Here is a 21,341-nt window from a genome sequence, read left to right as displayed (position 1 = left end):
CCACAAACGCGGCGGCTATGCCAAGTAGCCGCTGACTGGACAACGGCGTCCCCTGAACCGGCATCACTCTGGTTTTGCGGGACGCCTTTTGTTTTCTGGGCGGTGCGTACGCACCGCTCCTCGGAGCGAAAGAGATGACTGGCAAAGCCACCCGCATCGACCTGCTGAGCCTGCGCACGCCGCAGATGCGCGCCTTCCACCTGACCTGGATGGCGTTCTTCGTCTGCTTCTTTGCGTGGTTCGCCTGCGCGCCGCTGATGCCTGTGCTCAAGGGCGAGTTCGGCCTGACACCGGCGCAGATCGCCAACATCAATATCGCGGCCGTGGCGGTGACCATCCTCGTGCGCCTGGTGATCGGCCCGATGTGCGACCGCTTCGGTCCGCGCAAGACCTACACCGGCCTGCTGGCCCTGGGCGCGCTGCCGGTGATCGGCGTGGCGTTCGCGCAAAGCTACGAGACCTTCCTCGCGTTCCGCCTGCTGATCGGCGCGGTCGGCGCGAGCTTCGTTATCACGCAGTACCACACCTCGGTCATGTTCGCGCCCAACGTGGTCGGCACGGCCAACGCCGCGGCGGCCGGCTGGGGCAATGCCGGCGGCGGTGCCGCACAGGCGCTGATGCCGATGCTGCTGGGCGCTGTACTGATGCTGGGCGTCGACCATACGATGGGCTGGCGCGTGGCGCTGCTGGTGCCGGGCGTGCTGATGCTGGTGATGGCCGTCATCTACTGGTGCTTCACGCAGGACTGCCCGGAAGGCAACTACGCCGACATGCGCGCGCGCGGCCAGGCCATCACGGGCAGCGGCAAGGGCGGCGGCTGGGACAGCTTCCGCATGGCCAGCGCCAACTACCGCGTGTGGCTGCTGTTCATTACCTACGGCGCCTGCTTCGGCGTGGAGATCTTCATCCATAACATCGCCGCCACGTTCTACGTGGACCGCTTCGGCCTGAGCCTGAAGGCAGCAGGCCTGGCGGCCGGCAGCTTCGGCCTGCTGGCGCTGTTTGCCCGTGCGCTGGGCGGCTGGCTGTCCGACAAGGCGGCGCGCCGCCGCGGCCTGGATGCGCGCGCATCGCTGCTGTTCGTGCTGATCCTCGGCGAAGGCCTGGGCCTGCTGTGGTTTGCGCAAGCGGGCAATGTCACGCTGGCCGTAATCGCCATGCTGCTGTTCGGCCTGTTCACCCACATGGCCTGCGGCGCGACGTATGCGCTGGTGCCGTTCATCGATCGCAAGGCGCTCGGCGGCGTGGCCGGCATCATCGGCGCCGGCGGCAATGTGGGCGCGGTGGCCGCGGGCTTCCTGCTCAAGGGCCTGGGCGACCTGCAGCAGACGCTGACCGTCCTGGGCGTGCTGGCCGCACTGGCCGCGCTGTGCGCCATCGCGATCCGCTTCAGCGCCGAGCATAAGGCGCAGGAACAGGCGCTGTACGACAGCGCGCTGGCCAACTGAATCCCCCGCATCTCCACGAACACAGCATCCAGAGCAGCTCAGACTGACCAACGGACAAGGAACGCATCATGAAACTGATCATCGTCGGCCACGGCATGGTGGGTCACAAATTCCTAGAATGCCTGGCGGACGCCGGCGCGCAGAACCTGGAAGTGACCGTGCTATGCGAAGAACCGCGTCCCGCCTACGATCGCGTGCACCTGTCCGAGTTCTTCGCCGGCAAGTCCGCCGACGATCTCTCGCTGGTGCCGGAGGGCTTCTTCGAGCAGCACAACAACATGCTGCTGCGCCTGAATGCGCGTGCAGTGTCGATCGACCGCGCCGCGCGCACCGTGACGGTGTCGACCGGCGAGACGCTGTCCTATGACAAGCTGATCCTTGCCACCGGCTCGTATCCGTTTGTGCCGCCGGTGCCGGGCAAGGACCGCAAGGACTGCTTTGTCTACCGCACCATCGAAGACCTGGAAGCGATGCGCGAATGCGGCGCACGCTCGAAGACCGGCGTGGTGATCGGCGGCGGCCTGCTGGGCCTGGAATGCGCCAAGGCGCTGCGCGACATGGATCTGCAGACCCACGTGGTGGAGTTCGCGCCGCGCCTGATGGCGGTACAGGTCGACGAAGGCGGCGGCCGCATGCTGCGCCAGAAGATCGAAGGCCTGGGCGTGACCGCGCACACGGGCAAGAATACGCTGGAGATCGTCGACGGCGAAGACGGCACGCACCGCATGGTGTTTGCCGACGGCACGCACCTCGACACCGACATGATCGTGTTCTCGGCCGGCATCCGCCCGCGCGACGAACTGGCCCGTGCCTGTGGCTTGACGGTGGGCGAGCGTGGCGGCATTGCGGTGGATAACAACTGCCGCACCTCCGACCCGGACGTCTATGCCATCGGCGAATGCGCGCTGTGGCAAGGCAAGATCTATGGCCTGGTCGCGCCCGGCTACGACATGGCGCGCGTGGCCGCCCGCCACCTGCGCGGCGAGACCGTGGAGTTCGGCGGCGCCGACATGAGCACCAAGCTCAAGCTGATGGGCGTGGACGTCGCCAGCATCGGCGATCCGCACGGCGCCGTGCCGGGCGCCCGCATCTACCAGTTCAGCGACGACCGCAAGGAGGTCTACAAGAAGCTGGTGGTATCGGACTGCGGCAAGTATTTGCTGGGCGGCGTGCTGATCGGCGATGCGAGCGAGTACGGCACGCTGCTGCAGATGATGCTGAACAAGATCGAACTGCCGGAGTCGCCAGAGTTCCTGATCCTGCCCGACAGCAGCGGCAAGGCCCGCCCGGCGCTGGGCGCCGACGCGCTGCCCGACACCGCGCAGATCTGCTCGTGCAACAACGTCTCCAAGGGCGAGATCTGCGGCGCCGTGTGCGACGGCGCCACCAGCATCGGCGCGCTCAAGACCTGCACCAAGGCCGGTACGGCGTGCGGCGGTTGCGTGCCGCTGGTCACGCAGATCATGAAGGCCGAGATGAAGAAGCAGGGCATGGCCGTCAACAACCATCTGTGCGAGCACTTCCCGTACTCGCGCCAGGAGCTTTACCACCTGGTGCGCGTGGGCAAGTTCAAGTCCTTCGATGCGTTGCTGGAAGCGCATGGCAATGGCATGGGCTGCGATATCTGCAAGCCGACCGTGGGCAGCATCCTGGCGTCGTGCTGGAACGAATTCGTGCTCAAGGAAGAGCACGCCAGCCTGCAGGACTCCAACGACTACTACCTGGCCAACATCCAGAAGGACGGCACATACTCCGTGGTGCCGCGCATGCCGGGCGGCGAAGTCACGCCCGAGGGGCTGATCGCCGTGGGACAGGTCGCCAAGAAGTACGGCCTCTACACCAAGATCACGGGCGGCCAGCGCGTGGACCTGTTTGGTGCACGTGCTGAAGAACTGCCCTATATCTGGGAAGAACTGATCGAGGCAGGCTTCGAATCCGGGCATGCCTATGGCAAGGCGCTGCGCACGGTGAAGTCCTGCGTCGGCTCGACGTGGTGCCGGTATGGCGTGGACGACTCGGTCGGCCTGGCGGTCGCGCTGGAGAATCGCTACAAGGGCCTGCGCGCGCCGCACAAGATCAAGTTCGGCGTATCGGGCTGCACGCGCGAATGCGCCGAAGCGCAGGGCAAGGATGTCGGGGTGATCGCCACCGAGAAGGGCTGGAACCTCTATGTGTGCGGCAACGGCGGCATGAAGCCGCGCCATGCCGAACTGCTGGCGGTCGACCTGGACCGGGCCACGCTGATCCGCTACATCGACCGCTTCCTGATGTTCTACGTGCGCACCGCCGACCGCCTGCAGCGCACCAGCGTGTGGCGCGACAACCTGGAAGGCGGCCTGGACTACCTGAAGGCCGTCGTCCTCGACGACAAGCTGGGCATCGCCGCCGACCTGGAAGCGGACATGCAGCACGTGGTCGACACCTATGAAGACGAGTGGAAGAAGGCCGTCACCGACCCGGAAACGCGCAAGCGCTTCCGCCACTTCGTCAACAGCGAGCGCCGCGACGACAACCTGGTCTTTATCGAGGAGCGCGGACAGATCCGCCCGGCTACGCCGGAGGAACGGAACTTGCAACGTTCCCGCCTGAGCCACATTCCAGTGGTAGCCGTGCCCGCTTAAGCGGCCTGAATGCAGCCGAACTCAAGGAGAACGTGATGAGCCATCCCCACTATCCCGAAACCTGGACCGCGATCTGCACCTTGCGCGATATCGTGCCCAATACTGGTGTCTGCGCGCTGGTCGACGAGCAGCAGGTCGCGGTGTTCCGCATCGGCCGCGGCGAAGAGGTCTACGCGATCGAGAACTTCGACCCGAATTCGCAGGCAGCCGTGCTGTCGCGCGGCCTGGTCGGCAACCTGGGCGAACGTCTGGTGGTGGCGTCGCCGATCTACAAGCAGCACTTCGACCTGCGCACCGGCGAATGCCTGGAGGCGCCGCAACACTCGGTCAACGCCTACCCGGCCCGCGTCTATGACGGCAAGGTCTGGGTAGCCGCCGATCTCGCCATGCGCGAAGTCGAAGAAGAACTCGCAGCCTGACAAAACCTGTTCCTGAAGGAGACCTTGCGCATGACGCCATCCGCCCCCTCGCAGCCCCGGCCCCGGCTGGTCGTCGTTGGCAACGGCATGGCCGGCATGCGCACGGTCGAGGAACTGCTCAAGCTGGCGCCTGACCTGTACGACATCACCGTGTTCGGCGCCGAGCCGCACGGCAACTACAACCGCATCCTGCTGTCCCCGGTGCTGGCGGGAGAAAAGACCGTCGACGACATCATGCTCAATACGCGCGAGTGGTATGAGCAGAACGGCATCGAGCTGCTGGCCGGCGACCCGGTGGTGGCCATCGACCGCCCGCGCCGCACGGTGCGCGCACAGTCCGGGCGCGAAGTGCGCTACGACCGTCTGCTGCTGGCCACGGGCTCCAAGCCTTTCATCCTGCCTGTGCCCGGCCACCAGCTTGATGGCGTGATCGCGTTTCGGGATATCCAGGATGTCGAGACCATGCTGCACGCGGCACGCAACCATCGCCACGCCGTAGTGATCGGTGGCGGGCTACTGGGGCTGGAGGCCGCCAACGGGCTGCTGCGCCAGGGCATGGACGTGACCGTGGTGCACCTGTGCGACAGCCTGATGGAGCGCCAGCTCGACAAGCCTGCCGCGACCCTCCTCAAGGGCGCGCTGGAACGCAAGGGGCTGCGCTTCATGCTCGGTGCGCAGACCGGCGAGATTCTTGGCGACACGCGCGTGACCGGCGTGCGCTTCAAGGACGGCAGCGAGATCCCGGCGGACCTGGTGGTGATGACGGCCGGCGTACGTCCCAACATCGAGCTTGCGGCTGGTGCCGGCCTGCACTGCGAACGTGCCATCGTCGTCGATGACACGCTGCAGACCTACGACCCGCGCATCTATGCCGTGGGCGAATGCGTGCAGCATCGCCAGGCCACCTTCGGCCTGGTTGCGCCGATCTGGGACCAGGCGCGCGTATGCGCCGCGCATCTGGCTGGCTCAGGGCATCGCCGCTATATCCAGCAATCCACGGCGACCAAGCTCAAGGTGACCGGCGTGGACCTGTACTCGGCCGGCGACTTCATCGGCGGCGAAGGCAGCGAGGACCTGGTGCTGCGCGACGCGCGGCGCGGCGTCTACAAGCGGCTGGTGCTGCAGGACGGCCGCCTGATCGGCGCGGTGCTGTACGGCGACGTGCAGGACGGGCCGTGGTACTTCGACCTGATCCAGCAGCGCGCGCCGGTCGCAGCGCTGCGCCAGCGCCTGCTGTTCGGCAAGGCCCAGTGCGAGGCGCTTGCCGCCTGAAGCACGACCCACCCGCTGACAACGACATCGCCCCCACGGAGAAAGCGTGAATCTGTCCGACATCCCGGTGGTATCCGCCACCCCGACCACCACCACCGCCACCACTTGCCCCTACTGCGGCGTCGGCTGCGGCGTGCGCGCCACGGTGCGCGCCGACGGACAGGTCGAGATTGCTGGGGATGTGGAGCATCCATCCAATCGAGGCCGGCTTTGTGTCAAGGGCTCCGCCCTCGGCGAGACGGTGGACCTGCAAGGCCGCCTGCTGCATCCGAAGATGCGCGGCGCGGACGGCGCGCTCGAACAGGTGTCGTGGGACCACGCGCTCGACACGGTCGCGCAAGGGTTCGCGCGCATCGTCGGCGAACACGGTCCCGATGCCGTCGCCCTCTATGTGTCCGGCCAATTGTTGACGGAGGACTACTACGTCGCCAACAAGCTGATGAAGGGCTTCATCGGCACGGCCAATATCGACACCAATTCACGCCTGTGCATGTCGTCGGCGGTGGCCGGCCACAAGCGCGCATTCGGTGAGGACCTGGTGCCCGGCAACTACGAAGACCTGGAACTCGCGGACCTCGTCGTGCTGGTCGGGTCCAACACGGCCTGGTGTCATCCGATCGTATTCCAGCGCCTGGTGAAAGCCAAGGAAGCGCGGCCCGAGATGAAGATCGTCGCCATCGACCCGCGCCGCACGGCCACGTGCGAACTGGCCGACCTGCATCTGGCGGTGCGCCCGGGCACCGATGTCTGGCTCTTCAACGGGCTCCTGAGCTATCTCGCGCGCGAAGGCCACGCCAACAACACCTTCGTCGGCGCCAGTACGTCGGGCCTTGATGACGCGCTGCAGGCAACGATCGATTGCAGCGACCCGAAGGCCGTCGCGCGCGCCTGCAAGCTCGACGTCGAGGACGTGCTGGCCTTCTATCGCCTGTTCGGCGAGACCGAGAAGGTCGTGACGGCCTTCTCGCAGGGCGTCAATCAGTCATCCGCCGGCACCGACAAGGTCAACAGCATCATCAACTGCCACCTGCTGACCGGCCGCATCGGCCGCGCCGGCATGGGCCCGTTCTCGCTGACCGGGCAGCCGAACGCGATGGGCGGCCGTGAAGTCGGCGGCCTGGCCAATATGCTGGCCGCGCATATGGAGCTGGCCAACCCGCTGCACCGGGAAATCGTGCAGGACCTGTGGCAAGCGCCGGTCATGGCCGATCGCGTGGGCCTCAAGGCCGTCGAACTGTTCAATGCGATCGAGCAGGGCCGCGTCAAGGCCGTGTGGGTGATCGCCACCAATCCCGTGGTCAGCCTGCCCGATGCAGACCAGGTCCGTCGCGCATTGGCCAAGTGCGAACTGGTGGTCAGTTCCGACATCATCGAGCGCACCGATACCAACGACGCCGCGCACGTGCTGCTGCCGGCGCTGGGCTGGGGCGAGAAGGACGGCACGGTCACCAACTCGGAGCGCCGCATCTCGCGCCAGCGTGCCTTCCTGCCAGCGCCCGGCGAGGCTCGCGCGGACTGGCGCATCCTGTGCGACGTGGCTCGCCGCATGGGCTTTTCCGGCTTCGACTATGCAGGTCAGCATGAGATTTTCGACGAGCATGCCCGCCTGAGCGCCTGGCGCAATGACGAGGCTCCGCGTGCGTTCGATATCAGCGGCATGGCGGGCATGGATAAGGACAGCTATGACAATTTCGAACCCGTGCAGTGGCCGGTGGTTGCGGGTTCGTCGGCCGGGACGCGCCGGCTGTTCGAAGATGGCCGCTATGCTCACGCCGACGGACTGGCGCGCTTTGTCGCCACGCCGCCGCGTGCGCCGGCACACGCGCCGGACGACGACTATCCGCTGATCCTCAACACCGGCCGCGTGCGCGACCAGTGGCACACCATGACGCGCACCGGCAAGTCGGCCCGCCTCGCGGACCACCTGCCCGAACCCTTCGTCGATATGCATCCGCAAGACGCGCTGCTTTGCGGCGTCGGCGAAGGCAAGCTCGCGCGCGTTTCCACGCGCTGGGGCGCGATGGTGGCGCGCGTGCGGCATGGCGGCGGCATTCCGCGCGGCAGCGTGTTTGTGCCGATCCACTGGAACGGGCAGTTCAGCTCCGACGCGCGCGTCGGCGCGCTGGTCAACCCGGTGGTCGACCCGGTGTCCGGCGAACCCGAGTTCAAGCACACGCCGGTGTGCGTGGAGCCGTTCGGCGTCAACTGGCACGGCTTCGTGCTGAGCCGCAAGGAACTGCCCGCCGACACCCTCACCTACTGGACGCGCGTGCAAGGACAGCGCTTCCAGCGCTACGAATTCGCCGGGCGCGAAGCCATTGCCGATCGTGCCGCTTGGGCACGCAGCCTGCTCGGCGTCACGGATGCGGACGCGGACTGGCTTGAGTATGAGGACCGCAGCGCCGGCACGTTTCACGCCGGCTATGTCGTCAATGACAGGCTGGAGGCGTGCGTCTACATCGCTACGCGTCCCGATCTCCCCTCGCGCTCCTGGCTGGCGGAGCTGTTCGGCCGCGAGCGTCTGGAAGACGCCGACCGCATCGGCCTGCTGATGGGACAGCCGATGCAAAAGGGCGCCGACGCCGGCCCGACCGTGTGCTCGTGCTTCGGCGTGGGCCGCAACACCATCTGCGACGCGGTGCGAGAGCATGGCCTGACCACCCCGGCCGAGATCACGGCCTGCGTCAAGGCCGGGGGCAACTGCGGCTCTTGCGTGCCGGAGTTGAAGAAGCTGCTGGTGGAGGTTCGGGTGGCGGAGGCTGCCTGATTTCCCGCAGGCGAGCGGCCTCGCCGCTCGCTGTCCGCTCTGTTGCGATTCCCCAACGCATTGTGAACAACTGTGATATCTGACGTCCGGCGCGCGTTGCACCTGCGCCATGCCATAGAGTTCACCGTCGGATAAGCAAGATTGCGTCACCATTAACGCCTCAGCTCTCGCTTCGAGAAGTCTGAGGCGGTCAATGCCCCCTTCCCGACCGCGCTGATCCAAGCGATCGTCGCCGGCTGTCCTTCGAAGAATCCAGCGATTATCCGTCCACATCCGCCGAATCTCTGCGCCCAAATTGGCTTAGAGTGCTGCCTGGCTCCGTCGCTTCCTGTTCAAGCGTGGGCTATGAACTGGCTTTGACCGATCGAAGGAAATCACATGAAGAAACTGACTGCAGTATCTCTGGCGACCGCTGCCGGCCTCCTGGCCATGCTCGGCGGCTGCGCCACGGAATCCTCCACGGCGCTGCCCGTGCAGAAGGTCGAAAGCGCCAGCCGGCCGTACAACGGCGTGCGCACGCCGATTGCCGTGGGCAAGTTCGACAATCGCTCGAACTACATGCGTGGCGTGTTCTCGGACGGCATCGACCGCCTGAGCGGCCAGGCCAAGACCAGCCTGGTCACCCACCTCCAGCAAACCAACCGCTTCAACGTGCTCGAGCGCGAAAACCTCGACGAGATCAAGCGCGAGGCGTCAATCAAGAACCAGGCGCAACGCCTGAAGGGCGCCGATTACGTGGTAACGGGCGACATCACGGAATTCGGCCGCAAGGAAGTCGGCGATGTGCAGCTGTTCGGCATTCTCGGCCGGGGCCGCGAGCAAGTGGCCTATGCCAAGGTCAACCTGAACATCATCAACATCAGCACCTCCGAGGTCGTGTATTCGACGCAGGGCGCCGGCGAATACAAGCTGTCGAATCGCGAAGTGATCGGCTTTGGCGGCACGGCCAGCTATGACTCGACGCTCAACGGCAAGGTGATGGACCTTGCCATGCGCGAGGCGATCAACAACATGGTGGCCGCCATCGACAGCGGCGCCTGGAAGCCGGCCCAGTAACCGGCTGTCTGCACAACTACGAGAACAATGATGATAAACACGGTCACGCTGCGTAGCGCAGCGTTCTTGTCGGCAGCGGGCAGCCTCCTGCTTGCCGGCTGCGCGGGCCCACAGCCCATGTATCAATGGGAAGGCTATCAGGTCCAGGTCTACGAATACTTCAAGGGCGAATCGAAGGAGGCGCAGGTCGCCGCGCTCGAAGAGGGCCTGCAGAAGATCAAGGCAAAGGGTGGCGCGGTGCCGCCGGGCTACCATGCACAGCTTGGCATGCTCTACCTGAACATCGGCAAGGGCGACCAGATGGTCAAGGAATTCCAGACCGAGAAAACGCTCTTCCCCGAAGCCACGCCGTATATGGACTTCCTGCTCAGGAACGTCAAGACCGATACCCGGACCGACACCAAGGTCAGCACCGCCGCAGGGAGCAGCAAATGATGCGCCGACTTCTGACCTATGTCGCGAGCCTGGGCATCGTCATGCTCTTCGCGGGCTGCGCCGTGCCGAACAAGCAGGTGGACTACGCCGCCTTCAAGTCGAGCCGGCCGCGCTCCATCCTGGTGTTGCCGCCGCTGAACGAGTCGCCCGACATCAAGGCGACCTACGGCATGCTCGCGCAAGCGACCGCGCCGCTGGCGGAATCCGGCTACTACGTGCTGCCGGTGGCGCTGGTTGACGAGACCTTCCGCCAGAACGGCCTGACCGTTCCCGGCGACATCCACGCCACGCCAGTTGCCAAGCTGCGCCAGATCTTCGGCGCCGACGCCGCGCTGTACGTGACCGTGGCCGAGTACGGTTCGAAGTACCAGGTCTTCAGCAGCGTCACCCGCGTGGCCGCCAGTGCAAAGCTGGTGGACCTGAAGACGGGAGATGTGCTGTGGAGCGGCACGGCCTCGGCCGCAACCGACAGCTCCAGCAGTGGGGGCGGACTGATTGGCATGCTGGTCAGTGCGGCGATCACGCAGGCGGTCAACCACTCGCTTGATGCCAGCTACAAGGTCGCGGCGACTACGAGCTACCGCCTGCTGTCCGCCGGGCAACCTGGCGGCATCCTGTATGGACCGCGCTCGCCGAAGTACCAGTCGGACTGAGATCCGGTACATTGGCCGCAGGACGTCCGCGTCCTGCGGCCTGGATTCGGATGAAGCCCCCCTACCCCTCCGCCCGCTCCGTCCGATGCGCCACCGCCCTGGCCTCATGCGGTGACAACTGCATGAAGATCCAGGCCGACGCACACGTAATCAACCCCATGCAGAGAAACGTGGCATGAAACGCCGGCAACACGCCCGACGGCCGGTTGCCAAACCCCTGCTCGAACGTGGTCAGCAGCGCCCCCGCCGACGTGACGGCCAAGCTCATCGACAGCATCTGCACCATCGACAGCATGCTGTTGCCGCTGCTGGCATTGGTCCCGCTCAGGTCCTTGAGCGTGACGGTGTTCATCGCCGTGAACTGGATCGAATTGACCATGCCGAACAGCGCCAGTAGCGGAATAACCATCCACAGCGGACGCTGCGGCGTGATCAGCGCGAACGCGGCCATGACGACGCCGACGGCAAACGTGTTGGTGACCAGCACGCGGCGATAGCCGTGCCGCTCGATCAGACGCGTGGCCAGCCGCTTGGATGCCATGCCGGCCGCGGTGATAGGCAGCATCATCAGGCCAGCGTCGAACGGCGAGTAACCCAGGCTGATCTGCAAGGTCAGCGGGATCAGGAACGGCATCGAGCCATTGCCGATGCGCGCGAACAGGTTGCCCAGCAATCCCACGCTGAAGCTGTGGATGCGGAACAGCCGCAGCGTGAAAAGCGGCTGCGGGCGGCGGCCCGCGTGCAGCACATAGGCCGTCAGCGCGGCCATGCTGGCGATCAGCAGCATCAGCACGGTCGCATGCTGGAAGCCCAGCTCCGCCAGCCCGTCCAGCGAAAACGACAGCGCCAGCATGGCAACGGCCAGCAGCAGGTAGCCCGCGACATCAAAGCGGCCAATGCCGGCCTGTCGCACATTCGGCATGTAGCGCACCGTCGCCAGCGCACCGAGAATGCCGACCGGGACGTTGATCAGGAAGATCCAGTGCCACGACAGCGCCTGCGTGAGCCAACCGCCCAGCGTCGGGCCGATCAGCGGGCCGATCATGCCGGGGATCGCGACAAAGCTGAGCGCCTGCAGGTACTGGTCGCGCGGAAAGGTCCGCAGCACCGAGAGCCGGCCCACCGGCAACAGCATGGCGCCGCCCACGCCCTGCACCACGCGCGCCGCGACCAGGAACTGCAGCGTGCCCGCGTACGCGCACAGCAGCGAGCCGAGCACGAACAGCCCGATCGCGGCCTGGAATATGGTGCGCGTGCCGAACCGGTCCGCCAGCCAGCCCGACGCCGGGATGATCACGGCCATGGTGAGCGAGTACGCAATCACGACCGACTGCATGCGCAGCGGACTTTCGCCAAGGCTGCGCGCCATCGACGGCAGCGCGGTGTTGACGATGGTGGAGTCCAGCGTCTGCATGAAGAAGCCGACCGCCACCACCCACAGCATGATGCGGCGGGTGCGGTCGTCAGGCATGGGCGTGGTCATGGCTGTGTACTCCGGTGCTGGCCGCGGCGCCGGCCAAAGCCGCAACCTTAGGCCGGCCATGGGCGGCGTGGCAAGTCTGCTTTGTCTTACATCGCCGCGCGCAGGCCCACGAAGAAGCGCCGGCCCGGCGCGGGCTCGAAATACCGGCCGTTGGCTTCGTTGACGATGACCGAGCCGATGTACTTGCGGTCCGTGATGTTGTCGATGCGGCCAAACGCAAACAGCTTCGTCTTGCCGATACGGAATTCGTAGCCCGCGCGCAGGTTGAACGTGGCATAGCCCGGCGCGGCCTGCGTGTTCAGGTCATCCGCATAGACCAGGCTGTCGACATGCATTTCCGCGCCGAGCACGAGCGGCGGCAGCGGCCGCCAGGCAACATCCAGGTTCAGGCTGTGGCGCGCCGTGCCGGGCAGGCGATTGCCAGCGTTGACGGTCTGCCCCTGCGCGTTGAGAAACGATTCGCCGAAATAGGCGGACAGGTAGGTATAGGCCAGGCCGGCCTCGAACTGGCTGCCGGCCTTGCCGTCGGCCGATGCCCCGACCTGCGCGCCAAAGCCGCCGCGCCAGGCCAGTTCCATGCCGCGACGCTGAACGCCGTTGACGTTCTGGTAAACGGTGCGCCCGGCGTTGTTCGACAGGGGCACCACCTCGTCATGGCTGGCGGCGTCGAACAGCGCCGCCTCCAGCCGCTGGCGCTGCTGCTGCCACTTGACGCCGATCTCGCCCTGGCGGCTGGTGGACGCCTGCAGGCCGAGATTGCTGCCGACGCCGCCGGGTCCGTAGGCCACCTCGGTCAGCGTCGGCGACTCGAAGCCGCGGCCCAGGTTGGCGTAGACGTTGAGCGTGTCCGCCGCATGCCAGACCATGCCCAGCACCGGACTGACGTTGTTGTACGTGGTCGAGCCGCTGTCGTCGGGGCTCGCGGCGGTCACGAAATGATCGTCGATGCTCAGCTTCACGCGGCTGGCCCGCACGCCGCCCACGAATTCCCAGGACGGATGGAAGCTCCAGTCGAACTGCGCGAACGCACCGAGGTCGCTGGCCTTGTCGGTTTCGTCGCGGCGCAGCGCGCCCTGGGCGCCGTTGTTGTTGACGAAGCCGGTGCGGCCGTCGCGCATGCCATTGGCCTCGACACCCGCAGTCCATTGCAAGGGCAGGCCGCCGGCGGTGGTGCGCCGTGTCCATGACAGCGCTGCGCCGCCATAGGTGCGGTCAAGGTCGACGATGCCCCCGGACGATGTCGCGGCAATGCCGCTCATGCCGAGCCGCTGGTTGAGCTGGCGCGTGCCGACATAGAGACGGCCCTGCAGGCTGTCGGCCTCGTTCAGCTTGTGGTCCACCACCACGCCGGCCTGTGTCTGTTCGACGGTCTTGCCGGTATCGAACTGCGTGGCGGCCGCCACAGCCTGGCGCGGATTGGCATCGGCCTGGGCCCGCGTCAGGCCTAGCGGGTCTTGCGCCAGCGGCTGGTTGAAGTAGTTGAACTGGCCGGTCACGCGCGTGGCGTCGGTCGGCTGGGCCACGACCTTGGCATTGAGCTGGTAGCGTCGCGCGGCGCTATGGTCGCGGTAGCCATCGGTCTGGAAGGTCCAGGCGTCCAGCGTGCCGCCCAGCTTGTCGTTGCCGCCGCCAAGCGATACGCCGGCCTGCCACTGGCCGTCGGAGCCGAATCCGGTCGACGCACGGCCGGTGAAACCGTCCCTGGGCGGATCCGGCGTGAATACCTGCACCACGCCGCCCGAGGCATTGCCGTACATCTGCGCGAACGGTCCGCGCAACACTTCCACGCGGCTGGCATTGGCAAGGTCGGCGGTGGAGGCCTGGCCCTGCCCGTCGGGCATGGTGGCGGGAATGCCGTCCACGTACAGCCGCACGCCGCGCACGCCAAAGGTCGAGCGCGTGCCGAAGCCGCGCACGGAGAGCTGCAGGTCCTGCGAATAGTTCTGGCGATCGCGCACCGCGACGCCCGGAACGCCGGTCAGCACCTCGGACAAGTTCACGAGCGGCGTGGTTGCGCGCAGCGGATCGACCGGCACGCTGTCCACCGCGGCAGGGGCGTCGAACCGGCGCTGCTCGCTGCGCGATGCGCTGACCACCACGTCCGGCAGCGAGGCCTCCGGCTCGCTGGCCATCGCCTTGCCGGTCGCCGCCATGCCGGCCAGTACGCAATACACAGACGCCGCCGTATGCCGCGCCACGAGGTGCCGGATTGCCAGGATCTGCTTGCCGCCTGTTGTCATCGTTGGAGAGCGGTTGCGGGACTGGCGCGGTGGAATCCATCCGGCGCCGGATTTGGGTGGATGCGGGATAACTTTATATGGTCAGCGCCGGATTTGCCATGCGACAAAGGGGCGGGAAAACCCCTTTCCGGTACGGCCGACAATCATCAAAAAAATTCAATAACTTATTTCCATCGAGTCCACCTTCCACTGCCTTGGCGCCCCTAGACTTTACCTTAACGGCAGCAATTAACGCAAAAGCCGCCAGCAATTCAAATTCAATCGATTTGTTTATTGAGTGAGGCAAGACACCATGAACACCCATCAGACCCGCGTTGCCATCGTCTATCACAGCGGTTACGGCCACACCGCAAAGCAGGCGCAAGCCGTCGCTCGCGGCGCCGCGAGCGTGGAAGGCGTGGAAAGCCTGCTGATCAGCGTCGACGAGATCGACCAGCACTGGGACACGCTGGAACAGGTCGACGGCATCATCTTCGGCGCGCCGACCTACATGGGCAGCGCCTCGGCGCAGTTCAAGGGCTTTATGGACGCGACTTCGCGCAATGTCTTTGCCAAGGGCGGCAAGTGGGCAAACAAGGTGGCCGCCGGCTTTACCAATGCGGCCTCGCGCTCGGGCGACAAGCTGGCCACGCTGCAGCAGATCGCCATCTTTGCGGCCCAGCACGGCATGCACTGGGTGAATCTTGGCCTGCCCCCGGGCCACAACAACTCCAAGTCGACCGAGGATTCGCTGAACCGCCACGGCTTCTTCCTCGGCGCCGCGGCGCAGTCCAACGCCGACGAGAGCGCCGACGTGGTGCCGCCGCCGGCGGATTTGCGCACGGCCGAGCACCTGGGCGCGCGCGTCGCCGAAGTCGCACGGCAACTTGCCGCGGGCAGCCGCGCGCTTGCCACCCTAAAGCAAGCGGCTTGAAGAAAAACAAAGCGCAACCCTTCGGTTGCGCTTTGTTGTCAGGTTCCTAACATGCAACCATGCTTGCATGTTGACCATCACCCAGGGGACGGGACATGACATCTTCCACGGACCGAATCGAACGCAGCATCCTGCTCCAGGCGCCTGTCGCCAGCATCTGGTATGCGCTGGCCGACGCCGAAACCTTCGGCAGCTGGTTTGGCGTGAAATTCGACACTGGCGTCGTCTTTGCGCCGGGCCGCCGCGCGCCGGGCCATGTGACCTACCCTGGCTACGAGCACATCCCCTTCGATATCGAGATCGAGCAGATGGAGCCGCAGCGGCTGCTGTCATGGCGCTGGCATCCCGCGGCCATCGAACCTGGCCGTGACTACTCGGACGAGCCCACTACGCTTGTGGTGTTCGAACTCAAGCCTGCAGGGAGCGGCACACAGCTGACCGTCATCGAATCCGGCTTCGACCAGATTCCGCCGCAACGCCGTCTGGAAGCGTTCCGCATGAACAGCGGCGGCTGGGACGAACAGATGCGCAACATCGCCAGCCATGTCGACCGTCCCGCATGAAAGTTGAGCTGACCTTGCACCGTTCTGACAGCCAGGTCGCCCTCCCCCGCATACCCGTCGAGCCCTCTACGCTGAGTCTTAAAGCTTCGGCGCGTCGAAGTAGTCCGCCCGAACCGCCGCGCCGATCAGGTTGACCATGAGCCGTCCCGCTGCAATGCAGCTGATGTTGTTGACATCGGTCGACGGCGTGATCTCGACGATATCCATGCCGACGACCCGCCCTTTCTTCACGAGGCCGTGAATGAGCTGGCGCATTTGCACGTAGGTGATGCCACCGAGGGCGGGCCCTGCCACGGCAGGCATCACCGAAGGATCGATGCCGTCGGCGTCGATCGTCAGGTAGTAGTTGCCCCCATCAGGGATGTCGTCGAGGACAGACTTCATGCCGTTCTCGTGAACGTCATACGCGGTGTAGAGGTGCGCGCCATAGGCGACTGCCGCCTCGTACTCTTCCGGGCGGCCGCTGCCCTGGGCGCGCAAGCCGATCTGGTAGATCTCGCCGATGTGCTCCATCTCGGAAGCGCGGCGAATCGGACTGGACAGTCCATCTCGCACTCCGTTGACGTGGTCGCGCCAGTCGAGGTGCGCATCGATATGGATCAGTGTGATCGGGCCGCGTCCCTCGTACGCGCGCAGGATCGGAATGGGAATCCCGTGGTCGCCACCGAGCGTGATGGGAAGCGCGCCGGCATCGAGAATCTTGCGGACCGCTTGCTCGGCCCGCACCGAGTGGGAACTCAAATCCTGAGGGTCCGCGGGAACGTTGCCGCAATCGACCACCTTGAGTGCGCGGTTGTCATAGAGGGGGCCGCCGACATCAAAATCGTAGTGACCAAGGTTTCTGCAGATTCGATCGCTCATGGCGCGCACGGCGTCCGGCGCCTTGCTCTGGTCGTTGCTGACGTGTTCGGCAGAATAGGCCTGGCCATACGGAATACCCAGGATGGCGACGTGAGCGTCGAGCTGGTCCAGGTCAGTGCAGACCGGGGACCACAGGAAGCTCTGGTGCTTTTTTGAAGGGGGGACGGTGAGCGGAAAGGACATGATGGTCTCCATACAGGGAGGTAGTGCCGGAAACACGGGCGAATGGTGTCCTGCCGCCGCAGGGAGCGGCCGGGCACACGGGGTCAACAGAATCGGATGACTTAGTGGATGCTGGAAAGGAACTGTCGCAGTTCCGGCGTCGAAGGCGACGAGAACAGCTGGTCGGGCGGCCCCATTTCATGCACCTTGCCCTGGTGCATGAAGATGACACGGTCGCTGACCTTGCGAGCGAAGTTCATCTCGTGCGTCACCATGATCAGGGTCATGCCCTCTTTTGCCAGCCCTTCCACGACGGCGAGCACTTCGCCTACCAACTCGGGATCGAGCGCGGAGGTAATTTCGTCGCAAAGCAGGACTGCCGGATTCATCGCGAGTGCCCTGGCGATGGCAACGCGCTGTTGCTGACCTCCGGACAATTGGTCGGGATAGTGGTCCGCACGTTCGCCCAGACCCACCCGCTCCAGAAGCCGCCGCGCATCAACGCTCGCTTTGTCCCGGGACAGCTGGCGGACAAGGCGCGGGGCCAGCATGACGTTCTGCGCCGCCGTCAGATGCGGAAACAGATTGAAATTCTGAAAGACCATGCCAACGTGCTGACGCAGTTCGCGCATGGCTTGATGGTTGTCGTGCTTGAGCGGCCGGCCATCCACATCGATGGCCCCTTGCTGGAAGACTTCCAGTCCATTGATGCATCGGAGCAGCGTACTCTTCCCGGATCCGCTCTTGCCGATGATGCAGACAACTTCCTTGCGGGCGATGGACAGGTCGATTCCTTTCAGAACCTCGTTGGTGCCGAAACTTTTGCGCAGGGCTTTGATCCGGACTACGCCGTCGGCGGTCTGTTCCTGTGCGGCGGGCACGATCATCTCTTCGATCAGGGCTGTGGCTTGCATGTTGATCTTCCTTACCTTAGCTACGGTACCGACGTTCCAGCGTGCGGCTGCAGGCCGACAGCGGGAAGCAGATTGCAAAATAGAGGAGCGCGACAAAGCCGTAGACGACAAAAGGCTGGAACGTCGCATTCGTGATCATTTGTCCGGCTCTTGTCATCTCCACGAATCCGATCACCGACGTGACGGCAGTCGCCTTGACCACCTGGACGAGGAACCCGACCGTCGGCGCAATGCCCAGCCGGACGGCTTGCGGCAGAATGACAAAGCGCATCTGTTCGCCAAATGAAAGGGCAAGACTGGCGCCTGCTTCCCACTGACCTTTGTCGATGGCCTTGACGCAGCCCCGCCAGATTTCGCTCAGGTAGGCCGCCGTATAGAGGATCAGGCAAACGGACGCGGCAAGCAGGGCCGTCGTTTCAAGCCCGATGAGCGCGAGGCCGAAGTAAGCCAGGAAGAGTTGGAGGAGCAGCGGCGTCCCCTGGAACACCTGAACGTAGCCGCCGATCAGGCGGTTCACGAACCCGCCGCCGGTCAGGCGAAGGAGAACCAGGGTTCCGGCGAGCAATCCGCCGCCGAGAAAGGCAATCAATGACAGCCCAACGGTCCAGCGCATCGCCAGCACAAGGTTCCGTGCGATGTCGGCATAGGAAAAATCGTACATGGCTTAGCGTCCAAAGATGAGTCGAAGGCCGATCCAGTTCAACGCCTGCCTGACGAACGCGGCAAGCAGCAGATACATGGCGGCGGCGACGATATAGACCTCGAAGTTCCGGAAGGTATTGCTGGCAATCTGGTTCGCGCTGTAGGAAAGCTCGTCCATGGAGATCTGGCTGCAAACCGCCGAACCGAGCATGATGATGATGATCTGCCCTACCAGTGCAGGCCATACCTTCTTGAGGGCGGGCGGCAGGACGACGCGGCTGAACACCTGCCAGCGCGACAACGCCAGGCTCTGCCCCGCCTCCAACTGGCCTTTGGGGGTTGCCTCGATGCCGGATCTTGCAATCTCGCTGACATAGGCCCCGAGATTGACCACGTTGGCCAGCAGGCTGGCGGTCAGGGCCGTCAGCTTGATGCCGAGCGGAGGCAGGCCGAAGAAGACGAAGAACAACTGCACAATAAACGGCGTATTGCGGATCAGCTCGACGTAGCCGCCGACCAGCCACTTCGCCCATGCCGGCCCTTTGGCTCTGGCCCAGCCGCAGCCGATGCCAAGCAGGGTCCCGAGCAAAGCCGAGACGGCCGTGATCAGCAAGGTCATCCAAAGGCCGCTTAACAACGCCGGCCACTGCTTCAGTACTGCAGCAAAATCGAATTCCATCTTCAAACCTCGTTTTCACCGCCGAGCGCCAACGCCTGAACGTTATTCATGGCGCGGAGTCCGGACAATTGATTGAGCAGTCGTTGCGCCGGCCGGGGAGAGATCGACAGCGTCGCGCAGGACATGAATTTCTCCTGCAGCTGCTGCGTCGACAGCGGCAGCGACGCCGAGCCGATGGGTGTGGCCTGGAATCGCTCGTAGTCGCGTCCATTGCGGCAGGTAATGCGCACCCAGGCGCCCTCAGGGGCCGCCGCGAGGGTCTCGGCATCCCAACGCGCGCTCGACACCATGCTCACCTTGCGCATCAGCGCAATGAGTTCCGGGGACGTGCGCACACTGTCGTCATCGAGCAGCCGTAATGTGATCTGCCCGTGCAGCAAACTCGCTGCCAACGCGTAGTCCATGCTGAACTGCGAAGCCTGACGTGTCTTGGGCAGCGTGCTGCGGAGATTCGCCACGACGATCGGCGGAACGTCGCACGCGATGCGATCGATGTCCTCGTGACGGATGGCTTGCTCGGCCACCAGCGCTTGCATCGCGTCGATTGCGGCATGCGAAGAAAGGCAGACCGGTATCCGCTTGACGTCGATTCCGGGGGATATCATCCGCCATTCGTCACCCAGCCGGTCGAAGGCCGCCGGCCCGACCCGGGCGCCGCCGAAAAGCGCCATCCCATTCGGATGTCCAAGAATGTCAGCCGGGCCGGTGCAGCCGCGAAGCGCAAGCAGCGCGGCTTGCGTGCCAGCCTGAGCCGCCTTACCGGCGAGCATTGGCTTGGCATCGGTGCCGAAGCACGCCTTGACTCCGCCGGTCCCGGACAGCGCAATGGCCATGGCATTGCGCGTTTGATGGGGATCGAGACGCAGCACCCGGCAGGCGGCCGCGCACGCACCCATCACGCCGAATACACCGCTGGTCCACCAACCCGACGCATAAACGTTCGGCCCGAGGGCGATCGCCAGCGCATATTCGCATTCCGAACCCACGATGAAGGCGTCCAACAGCTCTCGCCCAGTGCTGCCACGGCTCTGCGCCATCGCGATAGCGGCGGAGGCGATCACCGCGGACCCATGGACGAAGCCCGCATAACTGTTGTCGTCAAAGTCCAGCGCATGAGCCGCCGTGCCGTTCACAAAAGCCGCGGCATCCGGTGAAACGCCTTCCGCATGGCCGATGATCCGGGCATTCCCCGCACGGCTGCATTCGATGGCGAACTCGCGGGCATGTCCGGCGACCGAGGTCTGCACGCCGGCCAGGGTGACGCCAACCGTGTCGATGAGGCAACGTTCGGCAACTGTCCTGACTTCGTCCGGGATACTGTCGGCGTCCATGGTGGCACACCAGTCGGCCAATGCTGCGAGCGCTGAAGTGGCTTGGGACATCACGTTGCTATCCTGATTGCGTTGGACCGGCCGCTTAGTCGGGGAGCTGGCCGGCAGGAGCGCCTAGCCATTTCTTCGAGAAGGCGTCGATGGTCCCGTCCGCCTTGGCCTGGCGGATGATGTCGTTGATCTTCGTGCGGAGTTCCGCTTCGTTCTTGCCCATGCCGATGTAGCAGGGAGCATTCGAAAGAATTGCCTTCAGTTCGATATCGAGGGATGGATCGCGATGCTTGATTGCCGCAACCACGGTCGTTCCAATCGCAACCATCTGCGTCTGGCCGGAGCGGAAAGCTGAGATCGAGCCATTGTTGTCGTCGAAGCGCCTGGGAACGGCTTTTGGCGCCAACTCGTCGAGTTCCTTGTCCTGCATGGATCCTCGCGTAACCGCCACGGTCTTCCCGGCCATCTCTTCGAAGTTCTTGACCTGAAGGGCCTTCGCGCCAAATACCGCATCGAAGAACGGCGCATAGGCGATGCTGTAGTCGATCACCTTCTCCCGTTCGGCGGTCTTCCCCAACGAAGAGATGGTCAGGTCCGCCTTCTTCGTCTGGATGTAGGCCACGCGATTGGGCGCCGTGACCGGCACCAGTTCGAGCTTCACGGCGAGCTTGTCGGCGATGTGCTTGGCCATGTCGATATCAAGTCCCCTGGGCTGCATGTCGCCGCCGACGAAGCCGTAAGGGGGGTAGTCGACCGGCACTGCCACGCGGATGGTCTTCTGTTGCTGAATGCGTGCGAGCGCATCGCCGGCAATGGCGTTCGCCGCAGGAAGCATTGCTATGGCAAGCGGAAGTATGGCAAGGGACTTGAACAGCTTCATGGTGATGTCTC

General features: G+C 64.9%; 18 protein-coding genes. 10 read left to right on the top strand and 8 right to left on the bottom strand.

What is annotated here, in order from left to right; all coding sequences use genetic code 11:
• Positions 1 to 134 precede the first annotated feature (134 nt).
• The 8 genes from ACIGJB_RS18290 to ACIGJB_RS18255 all read left to right on the top strand — a co-directional run bounded on the left by ACIGJB_RS18290 (position 135) and on the right by ACIGJB_RS18255 (position 10,671).
• Positions 135 to 1,448 (top strand): MFS transporter, encoded by a 1,314-nt coding sequence (locus ACIGJB_RS18290; protein WP_483733720.1) that lies wholly within the window; start codon positions 135 to 137, stop codon positions 1,446 to 1,448.
• A 68-nt stretch (positions 1,449 to 1,516) separates the two neighbouring features.
• The gene (nirB, locus tag ACIGJB_RS18285; protein ID WP_483733719.1) at positions 1,517 to 4,069 is read left to right on the top strand and encodes a nitrite reductase large subunit NirB; all 2,553 of its coding nucleotides are present in this window, start codon (positions 1,517 to 1,519) and stop codon (positions 4,067 to 4,069) included.
• 35 nt (positions 4,070 to 4,104) lie between these two features.
• Positions 4,105 to 4,488, top strand: a complete 384-nt coding sequence (nirD, locus tag ACIGJB_RS18280) for a nitrite reductase small subunit NirD (protein WP_483733718.1) — start codon at positions 4,105 to 4,107, stop codon at positions 4,486 to 4,488.
• 30 nt (positions 4,489 to 4,518) lie between these two features.
• On the top strand, positions 4,519 to 5,760 hold the full coding sequence (locus ACIGJB_RS18275) for an NAD(P)/FAD-dependent oxidoreductase (RefSeq protein WP_483733717.1): 1,242 nt from the start codon (positions 4,519 to 4,521) through the stop codon (positions 5,758 to 5,760).
• Positions 5,761 to 5,806: 46 nt separating this feature from the next.
• Entirely contained in the window at positions 5,807 to 8,527 is a 2,721-nt protein-coding gene (locus ACIGJB_RS18270) for a molybdopterin-dependent oxidoreductase (protein ID WP_483733716.1), read from the top strand.
• A gap of 378 nt (positions 8,528 to 8,905) precedes the next feature.
• Positions 8,906 to 9,583 carry a CsgG/HfaB family protein gene (locus tag ACIGJB_RS18265; protein WP_483733715.1) on the top strand — a complete coding sequence of 226 codons (678 nt, stop codon included), beginning with the start codon at positions 8,906 to 8,908 and terminating at the stop codon, positions 9,581 to 9,583.
• Between the two features lie 30 nt (positions 9,584 to 9,613).
• Positions 9,614 to 10,018, top strand: a complete 405-nt coding sequence (locus tag ACIGJB_RS18260; protein ID WP_483734715.1) for a DUF4810 domain-containing protein — start codon at positions 9,614 to 9,616, stop codon at positions 10,016 to 10,018.
• Positions 10,015 to 10,671, top strand: a complete 657-nt coding sequence (locus tag ACIGJB_RS18255) for a DUF799 domain-containing protein (RefSeq protein WP_483733714.1) — start codon at positions 10,015 to 10,017, stop codon at positions 10,669 to 10,671. The genes ACIGJB_RS18260 and ACIGJB_RS18255 overlap by 4 nt, the downstream gene beginning before the upstream one ends.
• A gap of 61 nt (positions 10,672 to 10,732) precedes the next feature.
• Here the strand turns inward: ACIGJB_RS18255 and mdtD are convergent, their stop codons facing one another.
• Together mdtD and ACIGJB_RS18245 are read right to left on the bottom strand one after the other, a co-directional pair.
• Positions 10,733 to 12,154 carry a multidrug transporter subunit MdtD gene (gene mdtD, locus ACIGJB_RS18250; RefSeq protein WP_483733713.1) on the bottom strand — a complete coding sequence of 474 codons (1,422 nt, stop codon included), beginning with the start codon at positions 12,152 to 12,154 and terminating at the stop codon, positions 10,733 to 10,735.
• A gap of 86 nt (positions 12,155 to 12,240) precedes the next feature.
• Positions 12,241 to 14,394, bottom strand: coding sequence for a TonB-dependent receptor family protein (locus ACIGJB_RS18245; RefSeq protein WP_483733712.1), 2,154 nt, complete (start codon positions 14,392 to 14,394; stop codon positions 12,241 to 12,243).
• A gap of 292 nt (positions 14,395 to 14,686) precedes the next feature.
• Here ACIGJB_RS18245 and ACIGJB_RS18240 point away from each other — a divergent pair, with 292 nt between their 5' ends.
• Both ACIGJB_RS18240 and ACIGJB_RS18235 read left to right on the top strand, forming a co-directional pair.
• Positions 14,687 to 15,307: a flavodoxin family protein gene (locus tag ACIGJB_RS18240; protein ID WP_483733711.1), complete on the top strand. Its 621-nt coding sequence runs from the start codon at positions 14,687 to 14,689 to the stop codon at positions 15,305 to 15,307.
• 95 nt (positions 15,308 to 15,402) lie between these two features.
• Positions 15,403 to 15,870 carry an SRPBCC family protein gene (locus ACIGJB_RS18235; protein ID WP_483733710.1) on the top strand — a complete coding sequence of 156 codons (468 nt, stop codon included), beginning with the start codon at positions 15,403 to 15,405 and terminating at the stop codon, positions 15,868 to 15,870.
• Positions 15,871 to 15,948: 78 nt separating this feature from the next.
• Here ACIGJB_RS18235 and ACIGJB_RS18230 read toward each other — a convergent pair whose 3' ends face one another.
• The 6 genes from ACIGJB_RS18230 to ACIGJB_RS18205 all read right to left on the bottom strand — a co-directional run bounded on the left by ACIGJB_RS18230 (position 15,949) and on the right by ACIGJB_RS18205 (position 21,330).
• Positions 15,949 to 16,914, bottom strand: a complete 966-nt coding sequence (locus ACIGJB_RS18230) for an agmatinase (protein WP_483733709.1) — start codon at positions 16,912 to 16,914, stop codon at positions 15,949 to 15,951.
• A gap of 101 nt (positions 16,915 to 17,015) precedes the next feature.
• A complete protein-coding gene (locus ACIGJB_RS18225; protein ID WP_483734714.1) occupies positions 17,016 to 17,780 on the bottom strand; it encodes an amino acid ABC transporter ATP-binding protein in 765 nt (254 codons plus the stop codon).
• Positions 17,781 to 17,823: 43 nt separating this feature from the next.
• A complete protein-coding gene (locus ACIGJB_RS18220; protein ID WP_483733708.1) occupies positions 17,824 to 18,468 on the bottom strand; it encodes an amino acid ABC transporter permease in 645 nt (214 codons plus the stop codon).
• A 3-nt stretch (positions 18,469 to 18,471) separates the two neighbouring features.
• Positions 18,472 to 19,134 (bottom strand): amino acid ABC transporter permease, encoded by a 663-nt coding sequence (locus ACIGJB_RS18215; protein ID WP_483733707.1) that lies wholly within the window; start codon positions 19,132 to 19,134, stop codon positions 18,472 to 18,474.
• On the bottom strand, positions 19,131 to 20,510 hold the full coding sequence (locus tag ACIGJB_RS18210) for an MmgE/PrpD family protein (RefSeq protein WP_483733706.1): 1,380 nt from the start codon (positions 20,508 to 20,510) through the stop codon (positions 19,131 to 19,133). The genes ACIGJB_RS18215 and ACIGJB_RS18210 overlap by 4 nt, the downstream gene beginning before the upstream one ends.
• A 34-nt stretch (positions 20,511 to 20,544) precedes the next feature.
• A complete protein-coding gene (locus tag ACIGJB_RS18205; RefSeq protein WP_483733705.1) occupies positions 20,545 to 21,330 on the bottom strand; it encodes a transporter substrate-binding domain-containing protein in 786 nt (261 codons plus the stop codon).
• Positions 21,331 to 21,341: the final 11 nt, after the last annotated feature.

It is taken from the genome of Cupriavidus sp. C2SS-8b (assembly GCF_057073745.1).
Note: the sequence above shows the minus strand (reverse complement) of the source record. Positions and strands in the feature narration are given on the sequence as shown.

Excerpts from the sequence above, each read along its gene's own strand:
- ACIGJB_RS18290 (WP_483733720.1), top strand. The coding sequence starts at position 135 with ATGACTGGCAAAGCCACCCGCATCGACCTGCTGAGCCTGCGCACGCCG.
- nirB (WP_483733719.1), top strand. The coding sequence starts at position 1,517 with ATGAAACTGATCATCGTCGGCCACGGCATGGTGGGTCACAAATTCCTA.
- nirD (WP_483733718.1), top strand. The coding sequence starts at position 4,105 with ATGAGCCATCCCCACTATCCCGAAACCTGGACCGCGATCTGCACCTTG.
- ACIGJB_RS18275 (WP_483733717.1), top strand. The coding sequence starts at position 4,519 with ATGACGCCATCCGCCCCCTCGCAGCCCCGGCCCCGGCTGGTCGTCGTT.
- ACIGJB_RS18265 (WP_483733715.1), top strand. The coding sequence starts at position 8,906 with ATGAAGAAACTGACTGCAGTATCTCTGGCGACCGCTGCCGGCCTCCTG.
- ACIGJB_RS18260 (WP_483734715.1), top strand. The coding sequence starts at position 9,614 with ATGATAAACACGGTCACGCTGCGTAGCGCAGCGTTCTTGTCGGCAGCG.
- ACIGJB_RS18255 (WP_483733714.1), top strand. The coding sequence starts at position 10,015 with ATGATGCGCCGACTTCTGACCTATGTCGCGAGCCTGGGCATCGTCATG.
- mdtD (WP_483733713.1), bottom strand. The coding sequence starts at position 12,154 with ATGACCACGCCCATGCCTGACGACCGCACCCGCCGCATCATGCTGTGG.
- ACIGJB_RS18245 (WP_483733712.1), bottom strand. The coding sequence starts at position 14,394 with ATGACAACAGGCGGCAAGCAGATCCTGGCAATCCGGCACCTCGTGGCG.
- ACIGJB_RS18240 (WP_483733711.1), top strand. The coding sequence starts at position 14,687 with ATGAACACCCATCAGACCCGCGTTGCCATCGTCTATCACAGCGGTTAC.
- ACIGJB_RS18235 (WP_483733710.1), top strand. The coding sequence starts at position 15,403 with ATGACATCTTCCACGGACCGAATCGAACGCAGCATCCTGCTCCAGGCG.
- ACIGJB_RS18230 (WP_483733709.1), bottom strand. The coding sequence starts at position 16,914 with ATGTCCTTTCCGCTCACCGTCCCCCCTTCAAAAAAGCACCAGAGCTTC.
- ACIGJB_RS18225 (WP_483734714.1), bottom strand. The coding sequence starts at position 17,780 with ATGATCGTGCCCGCCGCACAGGAACAGACCGCCGACGGCGTAGTCCGG.
- ACIGJB_RS18220 (WP_483733708.1), bottom strand. The coding sequence starts at position 18,468 with ATGTACGATTTTTCCTATGCCGACATCGCACGGAACCTTGTGCTGGCG.
- ACIGJB_RS18210 (WP_483733706.1), bottom strand. The coding sequence starts at position 20,510 with ATGTCCCAAGCCACTTCAGCGCTCGCAGCATTGGCCGACTGGTGTGCC.
- ACIGJB_RS18205 (WP_483733705.1), bottom strand. The coding sequence starts at position 21,330 with ATGAAGCTGTTCAAGTCCCTTGCCATACTTCCGCTTGCCATAGCAATG.